The 25,357-nt window shown below is 59.7% G+C and carries 27 protein-coding genes; 14 read left to right on the top strand and 13 right to left on the bottom strand.

The annotated features are described in order from the left end of the window. Positions 1-109 precede the first annotated feature (109 nt). Positions 110-1,477, bottom strand: coding sequence for a DUF1329 domain-containing protein (locus OK411_RS05465; protein WP_264364543.1), 1,368 nt, complete (start codon positions 1,475-1,477; stop codon positions 110-112). Positions 1,478-1,500: 23 nt separating this feature from the next. After that, positions 1,501-3,294 (bottom strand): DUF1302 domain-containing protein, encoded by a 1,794-nt coding sequence (locus tag OK411_RS05460; RefSeq protein WP_038860649.1) that lies wholly within the window; start codon positions 3,292-3,294, stop codon positions 1,501-1,503. A gap of 710 nt (positions 3,295-4,004) precedes the next feature. Here OK411_RS05460 and OK411_RS05455 point away from each other — a divergent pair. Together OK411_RS05455 and OK411_RS05450 are read left to right on the top strand one after the other, a co-directional pair. Then, complete coding sequence (locus tag OK411_RS05455; protein WP_136491966.1) at positions 4,005-4,193, top strand: hypothetical protein; 189 nt, start codon at positions 4,005-4,007, stop codon at positions 4,191-4,193. After that, positions 4,193-4,453 carry a hypothetical protein gene (locus OK411_RS05450; protein WP_264364542.1) on the top strand — a complete coding sequence of 87 codons (261 nt, stop codon included), beginning with the start codon at positions 4,193-4,195 and terminating at the stop codon, positions 4,451-4,453. The genes OK411_RS05455 and OK411_RS05450 overlap by 1 nt, the downstream gene beginning before the upstream one ends. Positions 4,454-4,496: 43 nt before the next feature. Here OK411_RS05450 and OK411_RS05445 read toward each other — a convergent pair whose 3' ends face one another. The 4 genes from OK411_RS05445 to OK411_RS05430 form a co-directional block, all read right to left on the bottom strand. Then, on the bottom strand, positions 4,497-5,408 hold the full coding sequence (locus OK411_RS05445; RefSeq protein ID WP_136491965.1) for an SDR family oxidoreductase: 912 nt from the start codon (positions 5,406-5,408) through the stop codon (positions 4,497-4,499). Between the two features lie 152 nt (positions 5,409-5,560). Further along, complete coding sequence (locus OK411_RS05440) at positions 5,561-6,463, bottom strand: alpha/beta fold hydrolase (RefSeq protein ID WP_136491964.1); 903 nt, start codon at positions 6,461-6,463, stop codon at positions 5,561-5,563. Further along, complete coding sequence (locus OK411_RS05435) at positions 6,463-7,245, bottom strand: class II aldolase/adducin family protein (protein WP_024011642.1); 783 nt, start codon at positions 7,243-7,245, stop codon at positions 6,463-6,465. Before OK411_RS05435 ends, OK411_RS05440 begins: the two co-directional genes overlap by 1 nt. Before the next feature lie 175 nt (positions 7,246-7,420). Beyond that, a complete protein-coding gene (locus tag OK411_RS05430; RefSeq protein WP_024011641.1) occupies positions 7,421-7,876 on the bottom strand; it encodes a flavodoxin in 456 nt (151 codons plus the stop codon). Between the two features lie 152 nt (positions 7,877-8,028). On the opposite strand from OK411_RS05430, the gene OK411_RS05425 reads away from it, so the two are divergent. Together OK411_RS05425 and OK411_RS05420 are read left to right on the top strand one after the other, a co-directional pair. Beyond that, on the top strand, positions 8,029-8,505 hold the full coding sequence (locus OK411_RS05425) for a PAS domain-containing protein (protein ID WP_264364541.1): 477 nt from the start codon (positions 8,029-8,031) through the stop codon (positions 8,503-8,505). A gap of 54 nt (positions 8,506-8,559) precedes the next feature. Next, on the top strand, positions 8,560-9,165 hold the full coding sequence (locus OK411_RS05420) for a hypothetical protein (RefSeq protein WP_024011639.1): 606 nt from the start codon (positions 8,560-8,562) through the stop codon (positions 9,163-9,165). A gap of 3 nt (positions 9,166-9,168) precedes the next feature. Here the strand turns inward: OK411_RS05420 and OK411_RS05415 are convergent, their stop codons facing one another. After that, the gene (locus OK411_RS05415) at positions 9,169-10,128 is read right to left on the bottom strand and encodes a MerR family transcriptional regulator (RefSeq protein ID WP_038861127.1); all 960 of its coding nucleotides are present in this window, start codon (positions 10,126-10,128) and stop codon (positions 9,169-9,171) included. A gap of 211 nt (positions 10,129-10,339) precedes the next feature. Here OK411_RS05415 and OK411_RS05410 point away from each other — a divergent pair, with 211 nt between their 5' ends. From OK411_RS05410 to OK411_RS05390, 5 genes are all read left to right on the top strand, one after another. Further along, the gene (locus OK411_RS05410) at positions 10,340-10,909 is read left to right on the top strand and encodes an antibiotic biosynthesis monooxygenase (RefSeq protein WP_217879347.1); all 570 of its coding nucleotides are present in this window, start codon (positions 10,340-10,342) and stop codon (positions 10,907-10,909) included. A gap of 58 nt (positions 10,910-10,967) precedes the next feature. Then, the gene (gene folM, locus OK411_RS05405; protein WP_217879346.1) at positions 10,968-11,678 is read left to right on the top strand and encodes a dihydromonapterin reductase; all 711 of its coding nucleotides are present in this window, start codon (positions 10,968-10,970) and stop codon (positions 11,676-11,678) included. A 72-nt stretch (positions 11,679-11,750) separates the two neighbouring features. Beyond that, positions 11,751-12,122 (top strand): dihydroneopterin triphosphate 2'-epimerase, encoded by a 372-nt coding sequence (folX, locus tag OK411_RS05400; protein ID WP_016771653.1) that lies wholly within the window; start codon positions 11,751-11,753, stop codon positions 12,120-12,122. Between the two features lie 95 nt (positions 12,123-12,217). Next, the gene (locus OK411_RS05395; RefSeq protein WP_016771654.1) at positions 12,218-12,514 is read left to right on the top strand and encodes a DUF1244 domain-containing protein; all 297 of its coding nucleotides are present in this window, start codon (positions 12,218-12,220) and stop codon (positions 12,512-12,514) included. Further along, positions 12,507-12,845: a HopJ type III effector protein gene (locus OK411_RS05390; RefSeq protein WP_122881963.1), complete on the top strand. Its 339-nt coding sequence runs from the start codon at positions 12,507-12,509 to the stop codon at positions 12,843-12,845. Before OK411_RS05395 ends, OK411_RS05390 begins: the two co-directional genes overlap by 8 nt. A 195-nt stretch (positions 12,846-13,040) precedes the next feature. Here the strand turns inward: OK411_RS05390 and trxB are convergent, their stop codons facing one another. Beyond that, a complete protein-coding gene (trxB, locus tag OK411_RS05385) occupies positions 13,041-14,003 on the bottom strand; it encodes a thioredoxin-disulfide reductase (protein ID WP_016771656.1) in 963 nt (320 codons plus the stop codon). 312 nt (positions 14,004-14,315) lie between these two features. Here trxB and cysZ point away from each other — a divergent pair, with 312 nt between their 5' ends. Beyond that, complete coding sequence (gene cysZ, locus OK411_RS05380) at positions 14,316-15,068, top strand: sulfate transporter CysZ (protein WP_264364540.1); 753 nt, start codon at positions 14,316-14,318, stop codon at positions 15,066-15,068. A gap of 40 nt (positions 15,069-15,108) precedes the next feature. Next, complete coding sequence (locus tag OK411_RS05375; RefSeq protein ID WP_024011633.1) at positions 15,109-16,308, top strand: glycosyltransferase family 4 protein; 1,200 nt, start codon at positions 15,109-15,111, stop codon at positions 16,306-16,308. A gap of 127 nt (positions 16,309-16,435) precedes the next feature. On the opposite strand, the gene OK411_RS05370 is transcribed toward OK411_RS05375, so the two are convergent. The 3 genes from OK411_RS05370 to OK411_RS05360 all read right to left on the bottom strand — a co-directional run bounded on the left by OK411_RS05370 (position 16,436) and on the right by OK411_RS05360 (position 18,786). After that, complete coding sequence (locus tag OK411_RS05370) at positions 16,436-17,539, bottom strand: NADH:flavin oxidoreductase (RefSeq protein WP_122508236.1); 1,104 nt, start codon at positions 17,537-17,539, stop codon at positions 16,436-16,438. Positions 17,540-17,694: 155 nt separating this feature from the next. After that, positions 17,695-18,177: a glutathione peroxidase gene (locus tag OK411_RS05365; protein ID WP_136491961.1), complete on the bottom strand. Its 483-nt coding sequence runs from the start codon at positions 18,175-18,177 to the stop codon at positions 17,695-17,697. A gap of 123 nt (positions 18,178-18,300) precedes the next feature. Continuing rightward, positions 18,301-18,786, bottom strand: coding sequence for an FKBP-type peptidyl-prolyl cis-trans isomerase (locus tag OK411_RS05360; RefSeq protein WP_016771661.1), 486 nt, complete (start codon positions 18,784-18,786; stop codon positions 18,301-18,303). Here OK411_RS05360 and OK411_RS05355 point away from each other — a divergent pair. Genes OK411_RS05355 through OK411_RS05345 form a run of 3 tightly spaced genes read left to right on the top strand, consistent with a single transcriptional unit; the run spans position 18,755 to position 22,138 of the window. After that, positions 18,755-19,081 (top strand): DUF3565 domain-containing protein, encoded by a 327-nt coding sequence (locus OK411_RS05355; protein ID WP_073473919.1) that lies wholly within the window; start codon positions 18,755-18,757, stop codon positions 19,079-19,081. The two genes, OK411_RS05360 and OK411_RS05355, sit on opposite strands and share 32 nt — an antisense overlap. Before the next feature lie 51 nt (positions 19,082-19,132). Then, entirely contained in the window at positions 19,133-21,232 is a 2,100-nt protein-coding gene (gene pta, locus OK411_RS05350; protein ID WP_024011632.1) for a phosphate acetyltransferase, read from the top strand. Next, complete coding sequence (locus OK411_RS05345) at positions 21,233-22,138, top strand: acyltransferase (RefSeq protein WP_056782964.1); 906 nt, start codon at positions 21,233-21,235, stop codon at positions 22,136-22,138. It begins immediately after the preceding gene. A gap of 153 nt (positions 22,139-22,291) precedes the next feature. Here the strand turns inward: OK411_RS05345 and cysN are convergent, their stop codons facing one another. Both cysN and cysD read right to left on the bottom strand, forming a co-directional pair. After that, positions 22,292-24,190 (bottom strand): sulfate adenylyltransferase subunit CysN, encoded by a 1,899-nt coding sequence (gene cysN, locus OK411_RS05340; protein ID WP_024011630.1) that lies wholly within the window; start codon positions 24,188-24,190, stop codon positions 22,292-22,294. A 9-nt stretch (positions 24,191-24,199) separates the two neighbouring features. Then, positions 24,200-25,117 carry a sulfate adenylyltransferase subunit CysD gene (gene cysD / locus OK411_RS05335; RefSeq protein WP_016771664.1) on the bottom strand — a complete coding sequence of 306 codons (918 nt, stop codon included), beginning with the start codon at positions 25,115-25,117 and terminating at the stop codon, positions 24,200-24,202. Positions 25,118-25,357: the final 240 nt, after the last annotated feature.

Genomic DNA, 25,357 nt, shown 5'->3' with positions numbered 1-25,357 from the left:
ACCCTAGCCCTCTCCCGCGCCCTTGTTGACAAGTATTCAGCACGCTGATTGATGGCCATAAAAAAGGCGACCGTGCGGTCGCCTTTTGTCCAGCGGTACAGCAGACCCGTTAGCGTACGCCCTCGGCGCGCAGAGCCGATGGTGTGTAATCGGCGGCCTTGGCTTCGAAGCCGAATTCGAAGCTGTGCTTCTCTTCGTTCTTCATGCCCAACGCAATGTAGCGGCCGGCGATGATGTCGTAGAGCGCTTCCAGCGTGTATGCCTGGGCCTGATGATCGTAGTAGTACTGCGCGTGACCTTCGGCGACGCGCCACAGTTGCCCGCGACCGTCGTAGTGATCGGCCAGTGCCACTTGCCAGCTGTCCTCGTCGATGTACATGTGGCGCTTGGCGTAGATGTGCCGCTCGTTCGGTTTCACCGTGCCGATCACTTCCCAGACGCGGTGCAGTTCGTAACGGGTCAGGTCCTGATTGATGTGCCCGGCCTTGACGATGTCGTCGTACTTGAGCTTCGGCGAGTCGAGCTTGTAGCTGTTGTAGGGAATGTACATTTCCTTCTTGCCGACCAGTTTCCAGTCATAGCGATCCGGCGCGCCGGAGAACATGTCGAAGTTGTCGGAAGTCCTCAGGCCATCGGCCGCTGTACCCGGGCCGTCATAGGCCACTTGGGGTGCGCGCCGGACCCGGCGTTGACCGGCGTTATAGATCCACGCCAGACGCGGTTCCTTCACCTGATCGAGGGTTTCGTGCACCAGCAGCACGTTACCGGCCAGCCGCGCCGGGGCGGTCACCGATTGCTTGAAGAAGGTCAGCACGTTGGCGGCTTTTTCCGGGTCGATGTCTTTCATCAGTTGCGGCACGGCGATCTCTTCTTCGAAGCGGATCGGCGTGTAGCTGCCGTTGGTCTGCGGCGTGACCTGGGTAATGATCCGCCGCAGATTGCCACCGTGATAACGGGTGATGTGGTTCCACAGCACCTCGACGCCGTTCTTCGGAATCGGGAAAGCGTAGTAGCGATTGCCGGTGAAATTGGCCAGGCCGTTGCCATCGTTGATCGCGTTGACGTTGAGCGCGCTGCGCTTGGCCGCCTCGTAGATTTCCGCTGGCGCCCCCACGGTGCGGTGGGTCGGGTAGACCGGGATCTTGTAGGTTTCCGGGTAGCGTTTGAACATCGCCACCTGGCCATCGGAGAGCTTGCTTTTGTACTGCTCGACGTTCGCGGCGGTGATGGTGAACAGCGGTTTTTCGTTGGCAAACGGGTCGGCGAGGAAGCCCTTGCTGTCAACTGCGCCGGCGTTTTTCGGGATGCCGCCGGTCCAGGCCGGAATCGATCCGTCGGCATTGCCGGCCTTCTCGGCGCCGAGCGGGGTCAGGCTGGTGCCGAGTTTGTTCGCCTCATCCGGCGACACCGCCGCCATCACGTTGGCGGCCAGCAGACTCAAGGCCAGCACGCCACATTGCAGAATCGTTTTGCGCATTGCAGTCATCCTTCTCGGGCAGATCAGAAGTTCACGCCGAAGCTCAAGGCCACGAAGTCACGGTCTTCGAGGACGTTGTAGTCGCCACCGAAAAAGTCGGTGTAACTCAGGCTTGCGGTGTAGGTGTTGCGGTAGTCGGCATCGACGCCGAAGCTGATGGCTTTCGCACCTTCGTTGAACAGACCGTTGGGGCCGTAACCGGCGACGTCATGGGACCACGACAGGTTGGGCTTGAGGTTGATCCCGCCGATGACGTTGGCGTAATCGAGAATCGCCCGGGCGCGATAGCCCCACGAAGTCGAGGTGACGAAGCCGTCGGTATCGCCGCCGAAACCATACTGGCCGTAGACCGAATCACGGCCATAACGCAGCTCACTGCGGGACTCCAGACCACCGACATGCACCACCGCCGCTTCGCCGACCACAGTCAAACGTTCGGCGCCGAGCACCTGATCGAAGAAGTGCGTGAGGGTGCTCTGGATTTGCGTGACTTCCTTGCGCCGGTAGCCTTTGTTGTCGGCACCCGGCGAAGTAGCGAGTGGCGATGCGGTGCCGCCGGCAATCGGGTTGACCAGCGCCAGGGTCAGGTCGTTGGTGTTGACCTGCACCGGCGCGTTCGGCCGGTAGCTGACCTCGCCGGTCCACGCGGTGCCGGTGGGCAGGGTGGTGGAGAAACTGGCGCCGTACAGGCGAATGTCTTCCGGATATTCGAGGTAATACTGACCGCGCCCGAGCATCACGCTTTGCGCCAGCCCCGCACCGCTGCCAGGCGCGAGGCCGTTGGCAATGCCGACCATGCCTGGCAATGCCGCCAGTGTCGACAGCCCCGCCGTGGTGGTGCCGACCGTCGGCGTACGGCTGTGGTAGTTCATGAAGTAGAGGCCGTACTCGGTGTCTTCGCCGAGCCAGCGCAGCGCCGTGCCCCACTGCCCGGAATCGCGCGCATCGCGATCACCGCCACGGGGGATCACCACGCCCTCGCGGGTGACCTGAATGCCTTGGCCGAACGCGGTGGTCAGCGGCACCAGTGGCGCCACCGCTGGGCTGCCGACGGTGTAGCCGTTGTTGCAACCGTCCGCCGCGACGTCGACGCCAAAGAAGGTGCCGCAGTTGTCGAGAACGGTCTGGTCCCACTCCAGCTGGTAGAAGCCTTCGACCGAAAGTTTGTCGGTCAGGCTCTGCGAACCGAACAGCATGTTCACCGGAATCAGGCCTTCCTTGATCTCGGCACCGGGACGGCGGAATGCCGAGACGTCGACCGGGTTGATGCTGTTGATCGAGTTGCCGATGAAGGTACTTTCGCCCCAGCTCACCACCTGCTTGCCGGCCCGCACGGTGCCGGGCAAATCAGCGATGGCGTAGTTGTGATAGACGAAGGCATCGAGGATCTGCGCGCCGGAAGACTTGGCGCCTTCCTTGCGGCCGCTGTCGCTGATCTGTTTGAACTCGCGGTCTTCGTCCTTGAGTTCGAAGTCGTACCAGTATTTGCCCCGCACGAACACGCCGGTATCGCCGTACTTCAGTTCGAGGTCGTGGATACCCTTGAAGATTTTCGAGAAGGTTTCGCCCTTCTTGAAATTCAGGCGCCCGTCATCACCGGTGGACGATTGTCCGCTGCCGCCATTGACCGTGCCGACCAGCGAACTGTCGGCATCGCGCAGGCCCCAGCTCGCGCCGACCGAAAGTGACGAGTCGAAGGTGCCTTCGATTTCGCCGATGTTGAAGGCGACCGCGTGCGCCTGGGCGCCGCAACCCAGAGCCACCGCAGCGGCAAGCGCCTGCGGTGTGAAGATGGCGCGCATTGTTGTTTTTGTCATGCGTCTTCCCCGGTGAGTGACAGAAGGCCCCACCCTACTGCCGGTCGCTGCGGTCGATAAGCGCACCAAGGAGGTATTTGCGTTGTCGCTCGAAAGGATGAATGGCCTTGTAGCGCGGGGCCTTGAGCGGTTCATGGGCTGGCTGGATGGCGCATCATCAGCGCCATTCATGGGCACCCCACTGTTGCGCGCCCCGTAACAGTGCATGTCTGGAATCGGTATTTTTCCTACAGGCTTGAGACCTTATTCTGAGCGCGCTTTCCCGGCACACGCCGCAAAGCGCGAAGCCCGCTACGCTGAATCGCGAGCGACTGGCTACAGATTCTGGATAAATCGATGTTTTCGGTTTGCCGCCCCGCTGTTCACTGACGTTGATTTGTAGCTCCTTGATCCAACGTCTTACCTTGGCCGCTGCGTTTGCAGCGGCCTTTTTTATGGGCGTTTAAAAAGGCTGGATAGCGGTTCGGTAACGCTTCCGATCAGCGCGTCAGACATTTCTTCGAAGCTCGGATGAATACCCTCTGCATCGATAAAAACCCGTGAAAACCCTTTCGACATAACGCCCTGTTACTGACGGGCTTCTCGGATTTGATTACCGCCACTCTGAGGTAACTTGAAACACCTCAACCATTCGCTGGTGACACGGACGTCATCGCCACCCGTGCGCACTTTTCGAGCGAGTGAAAACGCACATTCAAAAGGACATGAATATGCCAAAGCCTCCACCGTTAGAACTGGATGCATTACACATTCAATCCTTATGCGGGGCGACCGAAGAGGGGAAGCACAGTGGGCGTAGTTTCAACCCTGACGAGCTTCTCTACACGCCCGAAGCACTGGCTGCAGCAATGGAGCAGGAAGAACGTGATTACCAGAAATTGCTGAAGGAGATGTGGTAATGAGCACCGTTGAGATGATTGTTAAAAATGAACCTCTGGATGACATAGTCACGGTGTTCGCGTTACTTCAGGCAACGCCACATCTGGACATGATGATCAGACGCCACAATCGAGACCTGATCGACGAGTATGGGACCCTGGAAGCATCGTACGCTCGGCTCTTAGCTGCCGGGATTTTACTGGAGGGAGAAAAGGGCCTAGCTATCAAGGGACCTAACTGGAAGCCGCCCAAGTTCATGACAGAAAAAAGATACATTTGAAAACTGGAGCCACCCGCCGCGAGGGTTGGTGGCTCCGTTAATTTCAAATCGAATACTTCTGCAAATTCGCCATCATTTCCTTCAACGCTTCAATATTGTCCTTCGGGTGCGCCGCCCCTTCGAAATCACAAATCTGCTGCCAGTGCGCCGCGACGTCTTCCGGCGAGAACCCCTCGCGCGGATCGAAGCCGGCACCGAGGCTGCGTTCCCAGCGCACCTTGCCCATCCAGCCGCCGCCTACTTCGAACAGGCCGGACGTTTCCTCGCATTGCTCGCTGGCCAGATACACCACCAGCGGGCTGACCAGTTCCGGCTTCAATTGCTCGAATACTTGCGGCGGGATCAGGCCCTCGGTCATGCGCGTGCCGCCGGTCGGGGCGATGGCGTTGACCAGAATGTTGTTCTTGCGCCCTTCGATCGCCAGCGTTCGGGTCAACCCGTAAAGCCCGAGTTTGGCCATGCCGTAGTTGGACTGACCGAAATTACCGTAAATGCCAGAAGTCGACGCAGTGAAAATCACGCGACCGTAGTTTTGCTCGCGCAGATGCGGCCAGGCGGCACGGGTAACCTTGTAGGCGCCTTCGACGTGGACGCGATAGACCAGATCCCAGTCGGCGTCGTCCATCTTGTGAAATGACTTGTCGCGCAGGATCCCGGCGTTGTTCACCACGACGTCGACGCGGCCGAAGGCATCGAGGGCGTTCTGTACCAGTTTGTCGCCGTCAGTCACCGAGTCGTGGTTGGCTTCGGCAATACCGCCGGCCTCACGGATTTCCGCCACTACGCGGTCGGCAGCCGAAGCATTGGCGCCCTCGCCCTGCGTCGAGCCACCGAGATCGTTGACCAGCACTTTGGCGCCGTGCCTGGCGAACAGCAGCGCATGGGCACGCCCGAGGCCGCCACCGGCGCCGGTGACAATCACGACTTTATCTTCGAAACGCACAGGTTCATTCATCGCGGCAACTCCAGCAGGCCAAGGGATATTGCCCCGAGTGTCAGGCACGGCGCTTTGGGTCACAACGAACACGGCTGCGGCTGAATGGTGCGCGATAAGGCTGAGGGATGATCGAGTGTCAGGACGCCGAGAGCCCGTGCTCTCGGCGAGAATCAGGAGTAAGCCACTTTGCGCGGAGGCAATACCAGACGATCGCGAAACGCCAGATAGTGCTTGAGCACCAGCGCCGGCACCTCGGTTTGCGGATAGTGGCCGATGCCGGGTAAGAGCACGGTGTCTGCATCAGGGATCAGTTCGCGATATCGCTCGACCATGTGCACGCCGGAGATCGGATCGACTGCACCGTCAATGACCCGCAAAGGGATATCACCACGCTGCATGGCCGCCACCCAGCGCTCGCGCTGCACCCGGCGCTCAGGAATGTAAGTGATCAATTTGTGCATGATGCGCGGGCCATGGTTGCTGTCGACCAGGCTCCAGTAATCATCCAGTTCGCTTTCAGTGGGCTGGGTCTGCGGGCCGAAGATCTGCCGGAAACCTTTGACCAACGCCTCACGGCTGAAGGCGCGGCCAAGCAGCCAGCCAATCGGGCTGAGCAGCAGTTTCTGCATCAGCAACGGACGATGGGTTTCCGGAAATAGACCGCCATTAAGGAATACGCAACTGGCAACTTCGATGCGTTTTTCGTAATGCCGCGCGAGCAGTTCCTGAGCGACGCTGTCGCCGTAGTCGTGAGCGAGGATGTGCACGGCTTGTTCAACCTGCAGATGGGCGAGCAGTGCCTGTTGCAGATCGGCCTGTTCCAGCAGGCTATAGGTGTGATTGCGCGGTTTTGCCGAATCGCCGAAACCGAGCATGTCGCAGGCGATCACCTGATAACGCTGCGCCAGTGGCTGCCACAGGTAATGCCAATCCCAACTGGCGGTGGGAAAACCATGAATCAACAGCAGCGGTTCACCCTGCCCGACTGTCCAGTAGCGGATCGACTGGCCATGAAAAACGAATGTCCGGCTGCGCTTGCGCCAGACACTCAGAGGAATCTCGGCGAGTGGCATTAGAATTTATACCCCGGATCCTGCAGGTCGAGTTTGCGCAGCAGCGCCGGCCACGCCAGCGCGCCGCCCATGCCTTGAGCGCTTTTGGTGACGCCGGCAATCATTGCCTTGGCGCCGGCGAGAATCTGCGGTTCGATAGCGATCAGTTCGGCCCCTCCCGTCTGCGCCATGACCTGAATGTCGCAGGCTCGCTGGAAGGTGAACATCATCAGAAAAGTGTCGGCGATCGTGCCGCCGCAGGTGAGCAGACCGTGGTTGTGCAGCATGAGGAAACTGTTGTCGCCGAGGTCGGCTTGCAGGCGCGCCTTTTCTTCATGATTCAGGGCCACGCCCTCGTAGGCGTGATAGGCCAGGCTCGACAACACAAACAGTGACTGTTGACTGATCGGCAGCACCCCCTGCCTTTGCGCCGACACCGCAACGCCTGACGCAGTGTGCGTATGCAGCACGCAAACCACATCGTGGCGCACTTCGTGGACGGCGCTGTGAATGGTGTAGCCGGCGGGGTTGATTTCGTACGGGCTGTCCATGAGTTTGTTGCCGGCCTGATCGACTTTCACCAAGCTCGAAGCGGTGATCTCATGAAACATCAGGCCAAACGGATTGATCAGGAAATCTTCGGTGCCGGGCACCTTGGCCGAGATATGCGTGAAGATCAGATCGTCCCAGCCGTGCAGCGCGACCAGACGGTAACAGGCGGCAAGATCGACACGGGTCTGCCACTCGGCAGCGCTGACCTGATCTTTGACGTTCGGTGACGATTGGACGGGGGCTACGCTCACTGTATGCACCTCTGCGTTCTTCTTGTTCTGCTCGTGTCAGCAGTCTAGTCAGGCGCAGGGCATCGCGTAGTTGCATTGGCAGCCAGCTTGATGACTGAACGAGTCAGCCGGGCAAACAGCCTGGATCCGTTGCAATGCAACAACGCTTAGAAGGTGCAGCAATTATTGCTCGCAATCAGCCCTTGAGCGCTTCAATCAATTGCGCCAGCCACGGCTCGGCATCGGTTTCCGGCGTGACGCTTTCGCTGGCGTCGATGCGCAGCATTTCCTGAACCTCGTTTACCCCCAGTTCGGCAAACAGTTCGCGCATCTGCTCGCCACCGCCGCAGAAGGTGTCGCCATAGCTGGCATCACCGAGGGCGATCACCGCGCCGGGCAGGCCGCGCAACGAAGCCGGCAACTGATCGTGCAGGGTCGAATACAACGGTTGCAGGTTGTCCGGCAGCTCGCCCATGCCAGTGGTCGAAGTCACAGCCAGAAGGGCCTCGGGACCGAACGCCTGAATATCGGCCAACGCGGCGCGCGAGTTGTAGAAGGTTTCAAAGCCGGCGGCTTTCAGCAGGTTCTGGGCGTGGAGGGCGACTTCTTCGGCGGTGCCGTAGACTGAACCTGAGAGGATGGCGACTTTCATCAATCTGATCCTGGAACTAAGAAAAGAGCCGCGATAGTAACAGCCCATGCCGCGAAGTTGCGATTGGCTCTCAATGCAAGCTGCTGGCCTATAGACAGTCCGCGGCTTTCTTCTAGAATGCCTGCCACTGACATAACGGAAGGGATTCTCGGATGATCAACGCCAGCCTGCTGCAAATGGTGATTAATGCGTCGAATGACGGAATCGTGGTCGCTGAAAAGGAAGGCGAGCAGGACAACATCCTTATTTACGTCAACCCTGCCTTCGAGCGCATGACCGGTTATAGCAGTGAGGAAATCCTCTACCAGGACTGTCGTTTTTTGCAGGCTGGAGACCGTGATCAACCAAGTCTGCAGCTTATTCGCGAGACATTGCGTGAAGGCGGTTCCTGCCGGGAGATCCTGCGCAACTATCGCAAGGATGGCACGCCGTTCTGGAACGAATTGTCATTGTCGACGATAAAAAATGCCGATGACGGGCAGACTTATTTCATCGGCGTGCAAAAAGATGTAACGCTTCAGGTCAAGTCGCAGCAGCGGGTTGCGCAGCTGGAAGCACAAGTGGCGGCGCTGCAAAGCGAGCTAGCGGCGTTGAAAGCGACGAACGGCGCAAACAAAACCGCGAACTGATGGTCATTAACTACAATCACCAATGACTTTGTAACTATTCACTTCGAGTTAGCCATGCAACGCGACGCCCTCCTCACCCAGGACGAGCTGGATTTCATCCAGACCATGCAGCACAACCCGCAACTTAACGTGCGAGATGCAACGTCGAGTCTGCTGGTTAATGGTGGTTCGCAGATCCGTGACCTGCTGACACGTCTGGCTGCTCACGAGCAGGTGACGATCCAGGCCAACTTCGAAAATCAACAGATGACTTTTCCGCTGCATCTGGTGGAAGACGAGTTCCACGCGCTGCATCTGCGTCTCGGTGTGCCGAGCATCTACGAAGACGGCCCGATGGTGCGCCCATGGCGCCTGGTACTGGAAGAGCCGGTGGCGCTGGAAAACGCCAAAGGCCAGCCCGGCACGCTGTGGGTACACGAGGTATCGCACAAAGGTGTGTTGCTGGAAGTGCGCAACAAGACCAAACCACCGAAACATTTCGCCCTGTGGTTCAGCCCTTCCGGTTATGAGCGCATTTCGTTGCGCGGCCATTTCGAGCGTGAGACCGAGCAAGGTTTCTTCGCCTACGAACTGAGCCAGACCGATGCCGACGAAACCGAGCGCTTGCGCCAGTTCATCCTGCAACAGCATCGCCTGACCCACCCCGCCCTTCACGCCTGAGTTTCAGGTATCCAGTTTGCCTGCCATGAATTGCTTCATGCGTTGACGCATTGTCGCGCCCTCATTTCCCAGGCATGCCACCGATGAACCGGCCAGGCTGTCTTCGGCCAGTTCCGAGGCATCGCCGGCCAACATTAATTGGCAATCCAGACTCAGTGCCAGACGATTCAGGCGCCGGGGCAGCTCCGGACCGGGGGCATGGTTTGAAAACAGCACAAGCGCGTCAGGCTTGACCTTTTCGCAGACCAGCGTCAATTCATCGAAAGGCTGGCCCGTAGTCAGCACCCGCACGCCAGAATCGTTGCCACTGAGAAACAGCGCCGCGACCAGCAACTCAAGCTCTCTGCATTGCCCCGCAAGCGCACTGACGACCACCCGGCGCGGTTGAGCCCCCCGCAGCATGACGATGCGCTGCAGCACGCGCGCCCTGAGAAATCCGTCGAGAAACAACCATTCGCTGGTTTGCCCGAAAGCGTCCTGGCGCTGCAGCAATTGCCGCCACAACGGCATGATGATGGCTTCGAACACCACTGGCAGCGTGTACGACGAGAAAATCTGTCCGTAGACGCGATCCAGCTGCTGATCGTCGAACTCACTGACCGCCTGCTGAACCTGCTCCTGCCATTGCTTGTAATCGGCCTGCACATGATCATCGGGGATAAAGTTTGCCAGCACCTTCAGAGGCTCTGTTTTCGCCAGGATCTTGCCGACTTTGCTCACGGCCACGCCGCGATCGATCCAGTCGACGATGCTGCGAACACGCTCGATATCGTTCATGGAATACAAACGATGCCCGCTTTCGGTGCGGGTCGGCTGGATCAATCCGTAGCGACGCTCCCAGGCCCGCAGGGTCACCGGATTGACGCCGGTGAGGCGCGCCACTTCGCGGATGGGGAACAGCTCTTCGCGTTCGAGCGTGCCGGGTGCTGTTGAGGCCGGGCGAGTATCCGTGATTACAGGCATCTGGCGGTCAACTTCCATGTCGGTTTATTGGATCCCATTTTAAACATGATGGACTGGAAACCTTCAAGTAGTGATCTGCGACGAATATGGCTGGTTTAATCGACAAAATCAGGAATAATCCTTGCTTGTTGTAAAGCGCAGGCCTCTACCCCGGCCTGCGTCAGGCGAAGTTCCTACCCGGAACGACGCGCTCGAAATACGGAGATACAAAATGTCTACTTCCCCCGTTACGTTGATGGTAGCGCGTCGCGTCGCTGATGGCCGCTATCACGATCTCATTGCATGGTTGCGCGAAGGCGAACAACTGGCCACCGACTTCCCCGGCTACCTGGGTTCCGGCGTCCTTGCGCCACCGCCCGGTGACAACGAATTCCAGATCATCTTTCGCTTTGTCGATGAGCAGACCCTGCATGCTTGGGAATACTCGGCGTCGCGTACCGCCTGGCTTAACCGCGGCAGCGATTTGTTCCAACATCCCAAAGAGCACCGGGTCAGCGGCATTGAAGGCTGGTTTGGTGCTGCCGGGCAACGCCCACCGCGCTGGAAACAGGCCGTGGCGATCTGGCTTGCGTTTTTCCCGGTGTCGCTGATTTTCAACTTTATCCTCGGCCCACTGCTGGCTGAGTTGAGCCTGTTGCCGCGGATATTGATCGGCACGGCGTGCCTGACGCCGCTGATGGTGTATTTCTTCATCCCGTTGTCGACGCGCCTGCTGGCGAACTGGTTGAACAGCACGCCGACGCGGCCATTGGCTGGCGCACCGTCGGCGCAGAATCTCTGATCTGCAGCGGGCGGCGAGCCTGTTATAGTTTTCGCTTCAACCGCGATGCGAGCCGCCCATGCCAGATTCCGCAGCCCCGATCCTCATCACCGGCGCCGGCCAGCGTGTCGGCTTGCACTGCGCGCAGCGCTTGATCGAGGACGGCCACCCGCTGATTTTCACTTACCGCACCGAGCGACCGGGCGTGCAGGCCCTTCGCGATCTTGGCGCGACAGCGTTGTTCGCGGACTTTTCCAGTGAGGCAGGAATACTGGCCTTCATTGATTCATTGAAAGCGCACACCGACAGTTTGCGCGCGATTGTGCACAACGCCTCCGAATGGCTGGCGGAAACCCAGGGCAGCGAAGCACAAGCCTTTAATCGCATGTTCAACATTCACATGCTCGCGCCTTATCTGATCAACCTGCACTGCGCCGAGTTGCTGCAGCGCTCGACGCCTGCCGACATCATCCACATCAGCGACGATGTCACCCGCAAAGGCAGCAGCAAGCACATCGGTTATTGCGCCAGCAAGGCCGGGCTCGACAGTCTGACCCTGTCGTTTGCCGCGCGCTTTGCGCCGGCCATCAAGGTCAACGGCATCGCCCCGGCGCTGTTATTGTTCAACCCCGACGATGACGCGGCGTACCGCACCAAGGCGCTGGCCAAGTCCGCGCTGGGTATCGAGCCCGGCAGCGAGGTGATCTATCAGAGCCTGCGCTATCTGCTCGACAATCCCTATGTCACCGGCACGACCCTCACCGTCAACGGTGGACGGCACGTCAAATAGGCCGTCCCGCTTCGGCCGCGAGTCGAGTAAGATCCACCAGAACGCCTGCAATAGACTGGACGGAGCAAATCAATGCCACAACTTCAACCGGGGATGGCGCGCATCCGGGTCAAGGATCTGCGCCTGCGCACCTTTATCGGCATCAACGAGGACGAAATCCTCAACAAGCAGGATGTGCTGATCAACCTCACCATTCTGTACGCGGCGCAGGAGGCGGTGCGTGACAACGACATCGACCACGCGCTGAATTACCGCACCATCACCAAAGCGATCATCGCCCACGTCGAAGGTAACCGCTTCGCCCTGCTCGAACGCCTGACCCAGGAATTGCTCGACCTGGTGATGACCAATGCATCGGTGCTGTACGCCGAAGTCGAAGTCGACAAACCGCACGCCCTGCGCTTCGCCGAGTCGGTATCGATTACGCTCGCGGCGAGTCGCTAGCTTCAAGCCTCAAGCCGCAAGCTGTAAACTTTGCTCACAGACACCCATCTTGCAGCTTGAAGCTTGCCGCTCAAAGCTGTCTCGAAGAGACCCCCATGACTGATCAACAACGCCTGGAACTCGAAGCCGCCGCCTTTCGCCGACTGGTCGCCCACCTCGACAGCCGCAAGGACGTGCAGAACATCGACCTGATGAACCTTGCCGGGTTCTGCCGCAACTGCCTGTCGAAGTGGTACAAGGCCGAAGCCGATCAACGCCAGATCGAGGTCAGCCTCGATGACGCCCGCGAAGTGGTGTACGGCATGCCCTACGCCGAGTGGAAAGCCCAATACCAGCAAGAAGCCAGCGCCGCGCAGCAAGCAGCGTTTGCCAAAGGAAAACCCAATGACTGATCTGAACACCCTGCGCGCCAGGCTCAAGAGTGGCGAGCATGTTTTCGCCGACACCCTGGCGTTCATCGCCGCCGGTTACGACTACCAGCCGCAAGCATTCAACAACGGCGGCGTGGAAAACGCTGCCGGGCAGAACGAAGGTTCGTGCAAGACACTGGGCCTGGCATTGCTTGAGGGTCTGAGTGATGAAGAAGCGCTGCTGGCGTTCGGCGAGCATTACCGTTCGGTGCTGGCGACGCCTGAGGGCAGCGATCACAGCAATATCCGCGCGTTGATCAAGCACGGCCTGGCCGGGGTTGAATTCACCGCACAACCCCTGACCCGTCGCTAACAACGGGATTCGGATCGTTCCCACGCTCCGCGTGGGAATGCCTCATTGGACGCTCTGCGTCCGCTTTGGGACGCAGAGCGTCTCGGGCTGCATTCCCAGGCAGAGCGTGGGAACGATCGAATTGCGTTGGAGCAGGAAGAGCGTGCACAAAAAAACCGGCCAATCTCTGGCCGGTTTTTTTTGTGCCCTGCGGTCTTAGAACGTGGCGTTCTGCAGGCCGTCCAGGTAGCGTTCGGTGTCCAGTGCCGCCATGCAACCGGCGCCGGCCGAGGTGATGGCCTGACGGTAAACGTGGTCAGCCACGTCACCGGCAGCGAAGATGCCTTCGACGCTGGTGGCAGTCGCATTGCCTTCACGGCCGCCCTGCACAACCAGATAACCGTCTTTCAGCGTCAACTGGCCTTCGAACAGCGAAGTGTTCGGAGTGTGGCCGATGGCGATGAACACGCCATCGACTTTGATTTCGTCGAAGCTGCCATCGTTATTGCGCAGACGCGCACCGGTGACGCCCATGTTGTCGCCGAGGACTTCGTCCAGGTTGGCGTTCAACTTGAGGATGATCTTGCCTTCGGCCACACGGGCGTTGAGCTTGTCGATCAGGATCTTCTCGGCGCGGAAGGTTTCGCGACGGTGAATCAGAGTCACGGTGCTGGCGATGTTGGCCAGGTACAGCGCTTCTTCGACAGCGGTGTTGCCACCGCCAACCACAGCGACCGGCTTGTTGCGGTAGAAGAAACCGTCGCAGGTCGCGCAGGCCGACACGCCTTTGCCCATGAACGCTTCTTCCGACGGCAGACCCAGGTAGCGGGCGCTGGCACCGGTGGCGATGATCAGAGCATCACAGGTGTAAACCGCGCTGTCGCCGGTCAGGGTGTATGGCTTGGCAGCGAAGTCCACGGCGTTGATGTGATCGAAAACGATCTCGGTCTCGAAACGCTCGGCGTGCTCGCGCATGCGCTCCATCAGCACCGGGCCGGTCAGACCATGAACATCACCCGGCCAGTTGTCGACTTCGGTGGTGGTAGTCAGTTGACCGCCGGCCTGCATGCCGGTGATCAGCAGTGGCTTGAGGTTGGCGCGGGCCGCGTAGACCGCAGCGCTGTAGCCGGCGGGGCCGGAACCGAGAATGATCACTCGCGAATGACGGACTTCAGACATGAATCTGCTCCTGTTGGCCGGCCATGAAAAATCTGGCACGGACGCCGGACGGCCGGCGGAATAAAAAAGGACCGTGGACACCTTGGGGAAGGCTTGAACTCGACAGTCCTGTAAAAAGTTGGGTGCAGCGTATCGAGGGGGGCAAGATTAAGGAAATACGGTTTAACAATCCAGCTCATAGGTGGTCTCTATGCCGAGACGCTGATGAGATAGACCTCTTTGTTACAGTGAATGTCGATTGCTCTGCCGCGCTTTCGCCGCTGGGGCAAAGCCGGTAACGTCGGCGCGTTTTCCCTTGCTTCGGAGCACCTTATGCCCGCCCCTGTTCTGTCCGGCCCGCAATACCTGCGCGAAGGCCTCAAACTGGTCCTGAGCCCTGGCCTGCGCCTGTTCGTGTTGTTGCCGCTGGCGATCAACCTGGTGCTGTTCGTCGGATTGATCTATCTGGCCGGCCACCAGTTCAGCCTGTGGGTCGACACGCTGATGCCGTCGTTGCCTGAATGGCTGAGTTTCCTCAGCTATATCCTCTGGCCGTTGTTCGTGGTCCTCGTGGCCTTGATGGTGTTTTTCACCTTCACCATGCTCGCCAACATCATTGCCGCACCGTTCAACGGCTTCCTTGCAGAAAAAGTCGAAGTGGTGGTGCGCGGCACTGATGATTTCCCGGCGTTCAGCTGGGGCGAACTGATCGCGATGATCCCGCGCACCCTCTCCCGGGAAATGCGCAAGCTTGGCTATTTCCTGCCGCGCGCCATTGGCCTGTTCATCCTGTCGTTCATCCCGGTGGTAAATATCGTCTCCGCGCCGTTATGGCTGCTGTTCGGCGTGTGGATGATGGCCATCCAGTACATCGACTACCCGGCGGACAACCACAAACTCGGCTGGAACGAGATGCTCGCCTGGCTGCGGCAAAAGCGCTGGCAGAGCATGAGCTTTGGCGGGATCGTCTATCTGGTGCTGCTGATTCCGGTGGTCAATATCCTGATGATGCCGGCGGCGGTAGCCGGGGCGACGTTGTTCTGGGTGCGCGAGCGTGGTGCCGAAAATCTGGTGATCCAGCACTGATCGCGTCACAAATCCATCATCCGACCGTAACAAGCTCGACATGGCCTCAGCCGACACTGAGGTCATGACGACAGCTCTACATATCACCCTCATCAGCGAAACCTTCCCACCGGAAATCAACGGCGTGGCCAATACCCTTGGCCGCTTGTGCGAGGGTTTGCGCGCACGTGGGCATCAGGTGGAGCTCGTGCGCCCGCGCCAGGCCATCGATCCGCAACGCAGCGAAGACGATGCACTGTTGCTGTGTCGCGGATGGCCACTACCGGGCTATCCGGGACTGCAATGGGGCCAGTCGTCGATGCATAAATTGCTGCGCCGCTGGAAACGCCAGCGCCCGGATGTGCTGTACATCGCCACGGAAGGCCCGCTCGGATTGTCGGCACTGCGCGCCGCACGGCGCCTTGGGATTGCGGTGGTGAGCGGTTTTCACACCAACTTTCAGCAATACACCAGCCAGTATGGCCTCGGCCTGCTGACGCGGATGCTCACGCATTATCTGCGCTGGTTTCACAATCGTTCGGCAATGACTCTGGTGCCGAGCGCCAGTCAGCGCCTGGAACTGGAGCGGCGGCATTTCGAGCGGCTGGCGTTGTTGTCGCGGGGTGTGGACAGCCAGTTGTTTCATCCGAGCAAACGTCAGAGCGCGTTGCGTGAGCAATGGGGACTCTCTGATAAAGATATCGCGGTCATCCACGTAGGAAGGCTCGCCCCGGAGAAAAATCTGGGCCTGCTCAAACGCTGCTTTGAAGGTTTGCGCGAAACTTATCCACAGCGCCATCTGAAGCTGATCGTGGTCGGAGATGGCCCGCAGCGTTCGGCGCTGGAAAAAGAACTGCCGGAGGCGATCTTCTGCGGCGCGCAACGGGGAGAAGCCCTGGCGGCGCACTACGCCTCAGGAGATCTGTTCGTATTTCCCAGCCTGACCGAAACCTTCGGCAATGTGGTGCTGGAAGCCCTGGCTTCGGGACTCGGCGTTGTTGCCTATGATCAGGCAGCGGCGGCGCAGCATATTCGCCACGGCTACAACGGCGTGTCAGCCATGCCCGGCGATGAGCAGGCATTTTGCGAGGCGGCGGCGTGGTTGCTGGAGGAGGATGAGCGGTTGCGCTGTGTGCGGCTGAATGCGCGGCAGCATGGCAGTCGCCAGGGCTGGGCGGCGATTATCGAGCAGTTCGAGGGGTATTTGCGTGGGGCTTGTGTGGGGGAGCTGGTGGTGCCTGGGGCGCAGACACAACCTTAGATTTTCGGCGACTTAGAAACAGCTTTCGCGAGCAGGCTCGCTCCCACATGGGTACTGCATTCTTTCAGATGGAATGCGGTCGAAGGTGGGAGCGAGCCTGCTCGCGAATGGTTCGAACTGGCGCCGCTTAGACCAAGGTCATCAACGCCTCACGACTGAACGGCAGAATGTCCTGCTCACGCCCTTCACGGACTTTCTGCGCCCAGTCCGGATCGACCAGCAGCGCGCGGCCCACTGCTACCAGGTCAAACTCTTCTTTGTTCAGACGCTCCAGCAGGTTTTCCAGGCTGGCCGGTTGCGCGACCTTGTCGGTGTTGACCATGAACTGCAGGAACTCGCCGTCCAGGCCGACGCTGCCCACGGTGATGGTCGGTTTGCCGGTCAGCTTGCGGGTCCAGCCAGCAAGGTTCAGATCCGAGCCGTCGAACTCCGGCTCCCAGAAGCGTCGGGTCGAGCAGTGGAAAATGTCCACGCCAGCGTCAGACAGCGGCTTGAGAAACTCGCCCAGCGCTTCGGGGGTTTGTACCAGACGCGCGGTGTAATCCTGCTGCTTCCATTGCGAGAAGCGGAAGATGATCGGGAAACCCTCACCGACGGCTGCGCGCACTGCTTGAATCAATTCGATGGCAAAACGCGAACGGTTGGCCAGGCTGCCACCGTATTCGTCGCTGCGCTGGTTGCTGCCTTCCCAGAAGAACTGGTCGATCAGATAGCCGTGGGCGCCATGGATTTCCACACCGTCCATGCCGATGCTTTGCGCATCTTTGGCAGCCTGGGCAAACGCAGCGATCACGTCCTGGATGTCCTGCTTGGTCATGCCGTGAACAACGACCTGACCGTCCTTGAGTTTTTCCGACGGACCGTAGCCCGGCACGCTGGCGTCCGGCTCGGTGCCGAGGCGACGTACGCTGCCGACATGCCACAGTTGCGGGACGATCTTGCCGCCCTCGGCGTGCACGGCGTCGACGACTTTTTTCCAGCCGGCAAGCGGCGCGTCACCGAAAAATTGCGGCACGTTTGGATAGCCATTGGACGCGATGTGGCCGACGGTGGTGCCTTCGGTGATGATCAGACCAACCCCGGCGGCCGCACGACGGCGATAGTACTCAATGACCTTGGAATTCGGCACACCGCCCGGCGAAAACGAACGGGTCATTGGCGCCATGACCACGCGGGTCGGCAGTTCGAGGGCACCGAGATGGAACGGTTTGAACAGGGCTTGAACAGGCATCGAGAGGCTCCACGAAAACGTTGGCGACAGGCATGAATCGATATGACGGCGATAATATCCACCACGTTCTTCGCGTGACAGCACTATTGATCTGAATGATTAAGGGTCAAAAGGCAGGCAAAAAAAATCGCAGCTCAATGCTGCGATTTTCTGATTCAGCCTAAGGCTTTTTCGATCGCGGCAATCACTGTCGGATCATCCGGCGCGGTGCGCGGCGAGAACCGCGCCAGCACCCGGCCGTCCTTGCCGAGCAGAAACTTTTCGAAGTTCCAGGTGATGTCACCGGGAAATTCGGCGCCCTCGCCCGCCAGCAGGCGATACAACTGATGCCGCTCGTGGCCGTTGACTTCGAGCTTGCTCGACAACGGAAAGGTCACGCCATAGTTGAGGCTGCAGAACTCCTGGATCTCTTTCTCCGAGCCTGGCTCCTGACCGGCAAACTGGTTGCACGGCAGGCCCAGCACAGCAAAGCCTTTATCTTTGTATTGCTGGTAGAGGTTTTCCAGTGCCGCGTACTGAGGGGTCAAGCCGCATTTGGAGGCCACGTTGACCACCAGCACGACTTGGCCCTTGAACGGCGCCAGCGGTAGCTCCTGACCATCCAGAGCTGTCAACTTAAGGTCGTGAAAAGCACTCATGCCGAACTCCAGGATTCTCGTGTTCTACTCGAAACAGCCACTTGGCGAGGCCACCAAGGACAGCCGCGGACTAAAAAGGCGCCCACAGGCGCCTCTCCAGTACTCGAAGCTTAGCGCAGAAAATCAGTGGTGATGGCCACCTTCGCCATGGACGTGACCATGAGCGATTTCTTCCTGGCTGGCGTCACGGATATCAACGATCTTCACTTCGAAGTTCAGGCGCTGACCGGCCAGAGGGTGGTTGCCATCAACGGTGACGTCGTCGCCGTCCAGATCACGGATGGTGACGATCTGCATCTGGCCGTCCGGCGCCGAAGCGTGGAACTGCATGCCGACTTCCAGCTCGTCAACGCCTTCGAACATGCTGCGGCTCAGGGTGCTGACCAGTTCAGCGGCGTATTCACCGTAAGCGTCTTCCGGCTCAACGGCTACTTTCAGCTCGTCGCCGACAGCTTTGCCTTCAAGGGCTTTTTCCAGGCCCGGGATGATGTTGCCTGCGCCTTGCAGGTAAACCAGCGGAGCGCCGCCGGCGGAGCTGTCGATGACCTCACCAGCGTCGTTGGTCAGGGTATAGTCGATGGAGACAGCCTTATTGGCGGCGATCAGCATGGGGCGAGACCTTTTGCATAAGAATATAGAAAGGCCAAGTTTAGCGAAGCAATCGCGTGAAAGCGACCACAACCCGGACAAACGGGTTTCGACCATCACCGGCTTCCATCAGGACGAAGATGGCCATTGGGTGGTCGAGCTTTCCTGTGGCCACACCCAGCACCTGCGCCACCAGCCGCCGTGGCAAACCCGTGCCTGGGTCCTGGATCCGGCGCAACGTATTGAAAAAACAGGTCAACCCTTTGCCTGCGGTTGGTGTGCACAAGGCTCGGTTAGCGCTAACCTTGGCGACTGAATTTCGGTAGTCGGCCAGACATAGGCTGACACCCTTGCATAGAGAATTCCCATGCAAACTTTTTTTATCGCCCCCACCGATTTTGGCGTGGGTCTGACCTCCATCAGCCTCGGGCTGGTGCGCACGCTTGAACGCGCCGGCCTCAAAGTCGGCTTCTTCAAACCGATCGCCCAGCCACATCCGGGCGACACTGGCCCTGAGCGTTCCACCGAACTGGTGGCGCGCACCCATGGCCTGAAACCGCCACAACCGTTGGGGCTGGCGCACGTCGAACGCATGCTCGGCGACGGTCAGCTCGACGAATTGCTCGAAGAAATCATCGCCCTGTATCAGCAAGCGGCGGTCGGCAAAGACGTGCTGGTGGTAGAAGGCATGGTGCCGACCCGCAGCGCCAGTTACGCCGCGCGGGTCAATCTGCACTTGGCCAAGAGTCTGGATGCCGAGGTGATTCTGGTCTCGGCGCCGGAAAACGAAGTGCTCGCCGAGCTTTCTGGCCGTGTCGAGCTTCAGGCTCAATTGTTCGGTGGCCCGAAAGATCCGAAAGTCCTCGGCGTGATCCTCAACAAGGTCAAGACCGACGAGAGCATGGACGCCTTCGCCACGCGTCTGAAGGAACATTCGCCGTTGCTGCGCAGCGGTGATTTCCGCTTGCTTGGCTGCATCCCGTTTCAGCCGGAACTCAATGCGCCGCGCACCCGCGACGTCGCCGACCTGATGGGTGCGCAAGTGCTCAACGCGGGAGACTACGAAACCCGGCGCATGAGCAAAATCATCATTTGCGCACGAACCATGCGCAACACCGTCGAGCTGCTCAAGCCCGGCGTGCTGGTGGTGACCCCGGGCGATCGCGACGACATCATCCTCGCCGTCAGCCTCGCGGCGATCAACGGTGTGCCGCTGGCCGGCCTGCTGCTGACCAGCGACACCCTGCCCGACCCGCGCATCATGGACCTGTGCCGGGGCGCGTTGCAGGCCGGTTTGCCGGTGTTGTCGGTGAGCACCGGCTCGTACGACACCGCCAATCTGCTCAATGGCCTGAACAAGGAAATCCCGATCGATGACCGCGAGCGCGCGGAGATCATCACCGATTTCGTCGCCAGCCACCTCGACGCCAACTGGCTGCACCAGCGCTGCGGCACGCCTCGGGAGATGCGCCTGTCGCCAGCGGTGTTCCGCTACCAATTGATCCAGCGCGCGCAAGCGGCGAACAAGCGCATCGTGTTGCCCGAAGGCAGCGAGCCGTTCACCGTGCAAGCAGCGGCGATCTGTCAGGAACGCGGGATCGCCCGCTGCGTATTGCTGGCCAAACCCGAAGACGTCGAAGCGGTCGCCCGCGCCCAAGGCATCGTGCTGCCGCCGGGTCTGGAAATCCTTGACCCGGACCACATCCGCGAGCGTTACGTCGAGCCGATGGTCGCCCTGCGCAAGAGCAAAAGCCTCAACGCACCGATGGCCGAGCAACAATTGGAAGACACCGTGGTGATCGGCACCATGATGCTGGCGCTGGACGAGGTCGACGGCTTGGTTTCGGGTGTGATCAACACCACCGCCAACACCATCCGCCCGGCCCTGCAACTGATCAAGACCGCACCGGGCTGCACGCTGGTGTCGTCGGTATTCTTCATGCTGTTCCCGGAAGAAGTGCTGGTCTACGGCGACTGCGTGATGAACCCGCACCCGAGCGCCGCGGAACTGGCCGAGATCGCCCTGCAAAGCGCCGACTCGGCGGCCGCATTCGGCATTACTCCACGGGTGGCGATGATCAGCTATTCCAGCGGCGAATCGGCGCGCGGTGAAGAAGTCGAGAAAGTCCGCGAGGCGACCCTGCTCGCCCATGAGCAACAAAACTCGCTGTTGATCGACGGCCCGTTGCAGTACGACGCCGCCGCCAACGCCGACGTGGCGCGGCAACTGGCGCCGAACAGTCAGGTCGCCGGGCGCGCCACGGTGTTTGTGTTCCCCGATCTGAACACCGGCAACACCACGCACAAAGCCGTGCAGCGCAGCGCCGATTGCGTCAGCCTCGGGCCGATGCTGCAAGGCCTGCGCAAACCGGTGAACGACCTGCCGCGCGGCGCGCAAGTCGATGACATCGTCTACACCATCGCGCTCACCGCGATTCAAGCCGCCAACCGACCTATGGATGTGTAAATGCTGGATTTTCTACCCGCACCCGTGCGCGGCGTGATCGCCTCGCTGCTGTTGGCGCTCAACACGATTCTGCTCTGCTCGTTCCTGTTCTGCGTGGCGTTGGTCAAGGCTTTGCCGTTTGCCTTTACCCAGCGCATCGCCGGTTGGCTGATGAGCCACACCCACGAGGCGTGGATCAGCAATAACAAAGGCTGGATGAATCTGGTACGGCGCACCCGCTGGCACGTCAGCGGCCTGCAAGGCCTCGACTATCAGCACTCGTACCTGATCACCAGCAACCACCAGAGCTGGGTGGATATTCTGGTGCTGCAATACGTGCTCAACCGCAAGATTCAGCCGCTGAAGTTCTTCCTCAAGCAGGAGCTGATCTGGGTGCCGGTAATCGGGCTGGCCTGGTGGGCGCTGGGCTTTCCGTTCATGAAGCGCTACTCCAAGGCGTATCTGGAAAAACACCCGGAGAAAAAAGGCAAGGACCTGGAAACCACGCGCAAGACCTGCGCGAAATTCCGCCATAACCCGGTGGGGATTTTCAACTTCGTCGAAGGCACACGCTTCACCGAAGGCAAGCATGCGCAGCAGCAGTCACCGTTCAAATACCTGCTCAAGCCCAAGGCCGGCGGGATCGCCTTTGTGCTCGATGCGATGGGTGAACAGCTGGAGTCGATCGTCAACGTGACGATTCATTACCCGGCCGGGCGTCCGGGGTTCTGGGATTTGCTCTGCGGCAATGTGCGCGATGTGGTGGTGCATTTTGAAGAAATCAAAATCCCGCCGGCCTTCATCGGCAAGAACTACGACCAGGACGGCGAGTACCGTTTGCAGTTTCAGGGCTGGATCAATCAGCTGTGGCTGGACAAGGATGCGTTGCTGGAGCAGATGCACCGCGAATATCCACCCAAACACTGACCCCTGTGGGAGCGAGCCTGCTCGCTCCCACAGTTGATCGTTCCCACGCGGAGCGTGGGAACGATCACCCGGCCAAAAAAAGCCCGCCGATGATCACTCACCGGCGGGCTTTTTCTTGCCGCTTGCAGCTAGAAGCCTGTCGCTGCTTCTACCTTAGATCGCGCCACGCTGACGCAACAGCTCCAGCACTTGCTTGACGCTTTCTTCCAGGCTCAGCGACTGCGTGTCGATCACCAGGTCGGCATTGAGCGGCACATCGTACGGGAAGGATTCGCCCGGGATGTTGTCGCCGCCAGCGGCGTACAGACCTTGCGGATCACGTTCGGCGCACACGGTTGGCGAGGCCTGCACATAGACCGTCAGCAAGCGATCCTTGCCGATCAGTTCCTTGGCCTGCTCGCGACCTTCGGCACTCGGCGCAACGAACGCGGCCAATGTCAGCAGCCCCGCTTCGTTGAACTGACGCGCCACGTGCGCAGCACGACGCCAGTTCTCGGTACGCCCGGCGCGATCCTGTGGCAGACCTTTGTTCAAGTCATGACGCAGGTTCTGGCCATCCAGTACAAACACCGCGCGACCCATGTCGAACAGCTTGCGTTCGACCGCATACGCCAAGGTGCTTTTGCCCGCACCGGACAGGCCGCTGAACAGCACGGTGGCTGGTTGCTGGCCGAAGCGCTGGGCACGTTCTTCAGTCGCCACATGGGCCAATTTGCCGTGGTGGGTTGCAGTGCCATGCGCTACAGGCTGAGCGACGATCATGCCGGCGCCGACGGTGCCGTTGGTCAGGCGGTCGATGACGATGAACGCGCCGGTGGTGCGGTTGCTTTCGTAACCGTCGAGGGCGATCGGCGCGTCGAGCGCGATCTTCACCTTGCCGATTTCGTTGAGCTGCAACGCGCTCGCCGGGCCTTCTTCCAACGTGTTGACGTCGACCTTGTTGACGATGCTGGCGATCGAGCCCGGCACGTAACTGGTGGCGCGTTTGATGTCGTATTTCTTGCCCGGCAGCATCGGCTCTTCAGCCATCCACACCAGCATCGCTTCGAAGCTGTCGGTGACCGGCGGCACGTTGTCGGCATGCACCAACAGGTCGCCACGGGAGATGTCGATTTCGTCTTCCATGGTCAGCGTTACCGCCTGACCGGGACCTGCGTGTTCCAGCTCACCTTCGAAAGTGACGATGGACTTCACCCGGCTGCTCTTGCCCGACGGCAGCACCACGACTTCGTCGCCCTTGTGCACGATGCCGCTGGCCAGGGTGCCGGCGAAACCACGGAAGTTCAGGTTCGGACGGTTGACGTACTGCACCGGGAAACGCAGATCGGTGAAGTTGCGATCGCCCGCCACTTCCACAGTCTCGAGGATTTCCATCAGCGACTGGCCGGTGTACCACGGCGAGCGCTCGGACTTGTTCACCACGTTGTCGCCCTTGAGGGCAGACATCGGCACGAAGTGCATGCTGGTCGGCTTCATCTTCAAGCCTTCGGCGAACTTCAGGTAGTCAGCCTTGATCGATTCGAACACGCCTTCGTCGAAGTCCTTCAAGTCCATCTTGTTGATGGCGACGACGATGTGTTTGATACCCAGCAGGGAAGCGATGAAGCTGTGGCGACGGGTCTGGGTCTGCACGCCGTAACGGGCGTCGACCAGAATGATCGCCAGGTCACAGGTGGACGCACCGGTGGCCATGTTGCGGGTGTACTGCTCATGGCCGGGGGTGTCGGCGATGATGAATTTGCGCTTGGCGGTGGAGAAATAGCGGTAAGCGACATCAATGGTGATGCCCTGCTCACGCTCGGCCTGCAGACCGTCGACCAGCAATGCCAGGTCGATGTCGTCACCGGTGGTGCCGACTTTCTTCGAATCGCGGGTGATCGCTTCGAGGTGATCTTCATAGATCATTTTCGAGTCGTGCAGCAGGCGCCCGATCAGGGTGCTCTTGCCGTCATCGACGTTACCGCAGGTCAAAAAGCGCAGCAGCTCTTTACGTTCGTGCTGGCCCAGGTAGGCGAGGATGTCCTCGCTGATCAAATCAGATGCGTGCGACATGACAGCCCCTTAGAAATAGCCTTGACGTTTTTTGTCTTCCATCGAGCCTGCGCCATCGTGGTCGATGACCCGGCCCTGGCGCTCGGAAGTTCGCGTCAGGAGCATTTCCTGAATGATGTCCGTCAGGCTTTCGGCCTCGGACTCCACCGCGCCCGTCAACGGGTAGCAGCCAAGGGTGCGGAACCGCACTTTCTTTTTCACGATGCGCGCTTTGTCTTCATCGGACAGGTGCTCAAGGATGCGCTCGTCGTCGATCATGATCAGCGTGCCGTTTTTCTCGATCACTTCGCGTTCGGCGGCAAAGTACAGCGGCACGATCGGAATGCCTTCGAGATAGATGTACTGCCAGATGTCCAGCTCGGTCCAGTTCGACAACGGGAATACACGAATGGATTCGCCCTTGTTGACCTTGCCGTTGTAGACATTCCAGAGCTCTGGACGCTGGTTTTTCGGGTCCCAGCGGTGCTTGCTGTCGCGGAACGAGTACACGCGCTCTTTGGCGCGGGATTTCTCTTCATCGCGACGGGCGCCGCCGAACGCTGCATCGAAACCATGCTTGTCGAGTGCCTGTTTCAGGCCTTCGGTTTTCATGATGTCGGTGTGCTTGGCGCTGCCGTGGGTGAACGGGTTGATGTTCTGCGCCACGCCATCGGGGTTGATGTGGGTGATCAGGTCCAGGCCCAAGTCTTCGACCATCTTGTCGCGGAACTTGTACATTTCCTGGAATTTCCAGCGGGTGTCGACGTGCATCACCGGAAACGGCAGTTTGCCCGGGAAGAACGCCTTGCGTGCCAGGTGCAGCATCACGGCGGAGTCTTTACCGATGGAGTACAGCATCACCGGGTTATCGAACTCGGCGGCCACCTCGCGGATGATGTGGATGCTTTCCGCCTCCAGCTGTTTCAGATGCGTCAGTTTGTCAACCATGGCTACTCACGAAAGCTTTCTTATGAACGGCCAGCGGGCCGTGTTCGAGCGAGGAATCCTAGCACAGCGACCTCTTCTAATCAGGACGCCAACTAGATCGAAAGGGTATATGAATATGCCTGCCAGTTCGGCCCGTCAGGGCCGAATGTGGGAGCGAGCCTGCTCGCGAAAGCGGATTGTCAGGCACCTTTGTATTGAAGGTCTGAGGCCTTCGCAAGCAGGCTCGCTCCCACAGGAGTT

The sequence above is a fragment of the Pseudomonas sp. RG1 genome, assembly GCF_025910115.1.
Taxonomy (GTDB): domain Bacteria; phylum Pseudomonadota; class Gammaproteobacteria; order Pseudomonadales; family Pseudomonadaceae; genus Aquipseudomonas; species Aquipseudomonas atacamensis.
Note: the sequence above shows the minus strand (reverse complement) of the source record. Positions and strands in the feature narration are given on the sequence as shown.

What these genes read in the sequence shown, in the direction of transcription:
- OK411_RS05465 (WP_264364543.1), bottom strand. Translation starts at nt 1,477, where the DNA reads ATGCGCAAAACGATTCTGCAATGTGGCGTGCTGGCCTTGAGTCTGCTG.
- OK411_RS05460 (WP_038860649.1), bottom strand. Translation starts at nt 3,294, where the DNA reads ATGACAAAAACAACAATGCGCGCCATCTTCACACCGCAGGCGCTTGCC.
- OK411_RS05455 (WP_136491966.1), top strand. Translation starts at nt 4,005, where the DNA reads ATGCCAAAGCCTCCACCGTTAGAACTGGATGCATTACACATTCAATCC.
- OK411_RS05450 (WP_264364542.1), top strand. Translation starts at nt 4,193, where the DNA reads ATGAGCACCGTTGAGATGATTGTTAAAAATGAACCTCTGGATGACATA.
- OK411_RS05445 (WP_136491965.1), bottom strand. Translation starts at nt 5,408, where the DNA reads ATGAATGAACCTGTGCGTTTCGAAGATAAAGTCGTGATTGTCACCGGC.
- OK411_RS05440 (WP_136491964.1), bottom strand. Translation starts at nt 6,463, where the DNA reads ATGCCACTCGCCGAGATTCCTCTGAGTGTCTGGCGCAAGCGCAGCCGG.
- OK411_RS05430 (WP_024011641.1), bottom strand. Translation starts at nt 7,876, where the DNA reads ATGAAAGTCGCCATCCTCTCAGGTTCAGTCTACGGCACCGCCGAAGAA.
- OK411_RS05425 (WP_264364541.1), top strand. Translation starts at nt 8,029, where the DNA reads ATGATCAACGCCAGCCTGCTGCAAATGGTGATTAATGCGTCGAATGAC.
- OK411_RS05420 (WP_024011639.1), top strand. Translation starts at nt 8,560, where the DNA reads ATGCAACGCGACGCCCTCCTCACCCAGGACGAGCTGGATTTCATCCAG.
- OK411_RS05415 (WP_038861127.1), bottom strand. Translation starts at nt 10,128, where the DNA reads ATGCCTGTAATCACGGATACTCGCCCGGCCTCAACAGCACCCGGCACG.
- OK411_RS05410 (WP_217879347.1), top strand. Translation starts at nt 10,340, where the DNA reads ATGTCTACTTCCCCCGTTACGTTGATGGTAGCGCGTCGCGTCGCTGAT.
- folM (WP_217879346.1), top strand. Translation starts at nt 10,968, where the DNA reads ATGCCAGATTCCGCAGCCCCGATCCTCATCACCGGCGCCGGCCAGCGT.
- folX (WP_016771653.1), top strand. Translation starts at nt 11,751, where the DNA reads ATGCCACAACTTCAACCGGGGATGGCGCGCATCCGGGTCAAGGATCTG.
- OK411_RS05395 (WP_016771654.1), top strand. Translation starts at nt 12,218, where the DNA reads ATGACTGATCAACAACGCCTGGAACTCGAAGCCGCCGCCTTTCGCCGA.
- OK411_RS05390 (WP_122881963.1), top strand. Translation starts at nt 12,507, where the DNA reads ATGACTGATCTGAACACCCTGCGCGCCAGGCTCAAGAGTGGCGAGCAT.
- trxB (WP_016771656.1), bottom strand. Translation starts at nt 14,003, where the DNA reads ATGTCTGAAGTCCGTCATTCGCGAGTGATCATTCTCGGTTCCGGCCCC.
- cysZ (WP_264364540.1), top strand. Translation starts at nt 14,316, where the DNA reads ATGCCCGCCCCTGTTCTGTCCGGCCCGCAATACCTGCGCGAAGGCCTC.
- OK411_RS05375 (WP_024011633.1), top strand. Translation starts at nt 15,109, where the DNA reads ATGGCCTCAGCCGACACTGAGGTCATGACGACAGCTCTACATATCACC.
- OK411_RS05370 (WP_122508236.1), bottom strand. Translation starts at nt 17,539, where the DNA reads ATGCCTGTTCAAGCCCTGTTCAAACCGTTCCATCTCGGTGCCCTCGAA.
- OK411_RS05365 (WP_136491961.1), bottom strand. Translation starts at nt 18,177, where the DNA reads ATGAGTGCTTTTCACGACCTTAAGTTGACAGCTCTGGATGGTCAGGAG.
- OK411_RS05355 (WP_073473919.1), top strand. Translation starts at nt 18,755, where the DNA reads ATGGAGACAGCCTTATTGGCGGCGATCAGCATGGGGCGAGACCTTTTG.
- OK411_RS05360 (WP_016771661.1), bottom strand. Translation starts at nt 18,786, where the DNA reads ATGCTGATCGCCGCCAATAAGGCTGTCTCCATCGACTATACCCTGACC.
- pta (WP_024011632.1), top strand. Translation starts at nt 19,133, where the DNA reads ATGCAAACTTTTTTTATCGCCCCCACCGATTTTGGCGTGGGTCTGACC.
- OK411_RS05345 (WP_056782964.1), top strand. Translation starts at nt 21,233, where the DNA reads ATGCTGGATTTTCTACCCGCACCCGTGCGCGGCGTGATCGCCTCGCTG.
- cysN (WP_024011630.1), bottom strand. Translation starts at nt 24,190, where the DNA reads ATGTCGCACGCATCTGATTTGATCAGCGAGGACATCCTCGCCTACCTG.
- cysD (WP_016771664.1), bottom strand. Translation starts at nt 25,117, where the DNA reads ATGGTTGACAAACTGACGCATCTGAAACAGCTGGAGGCGGAAAGCATC.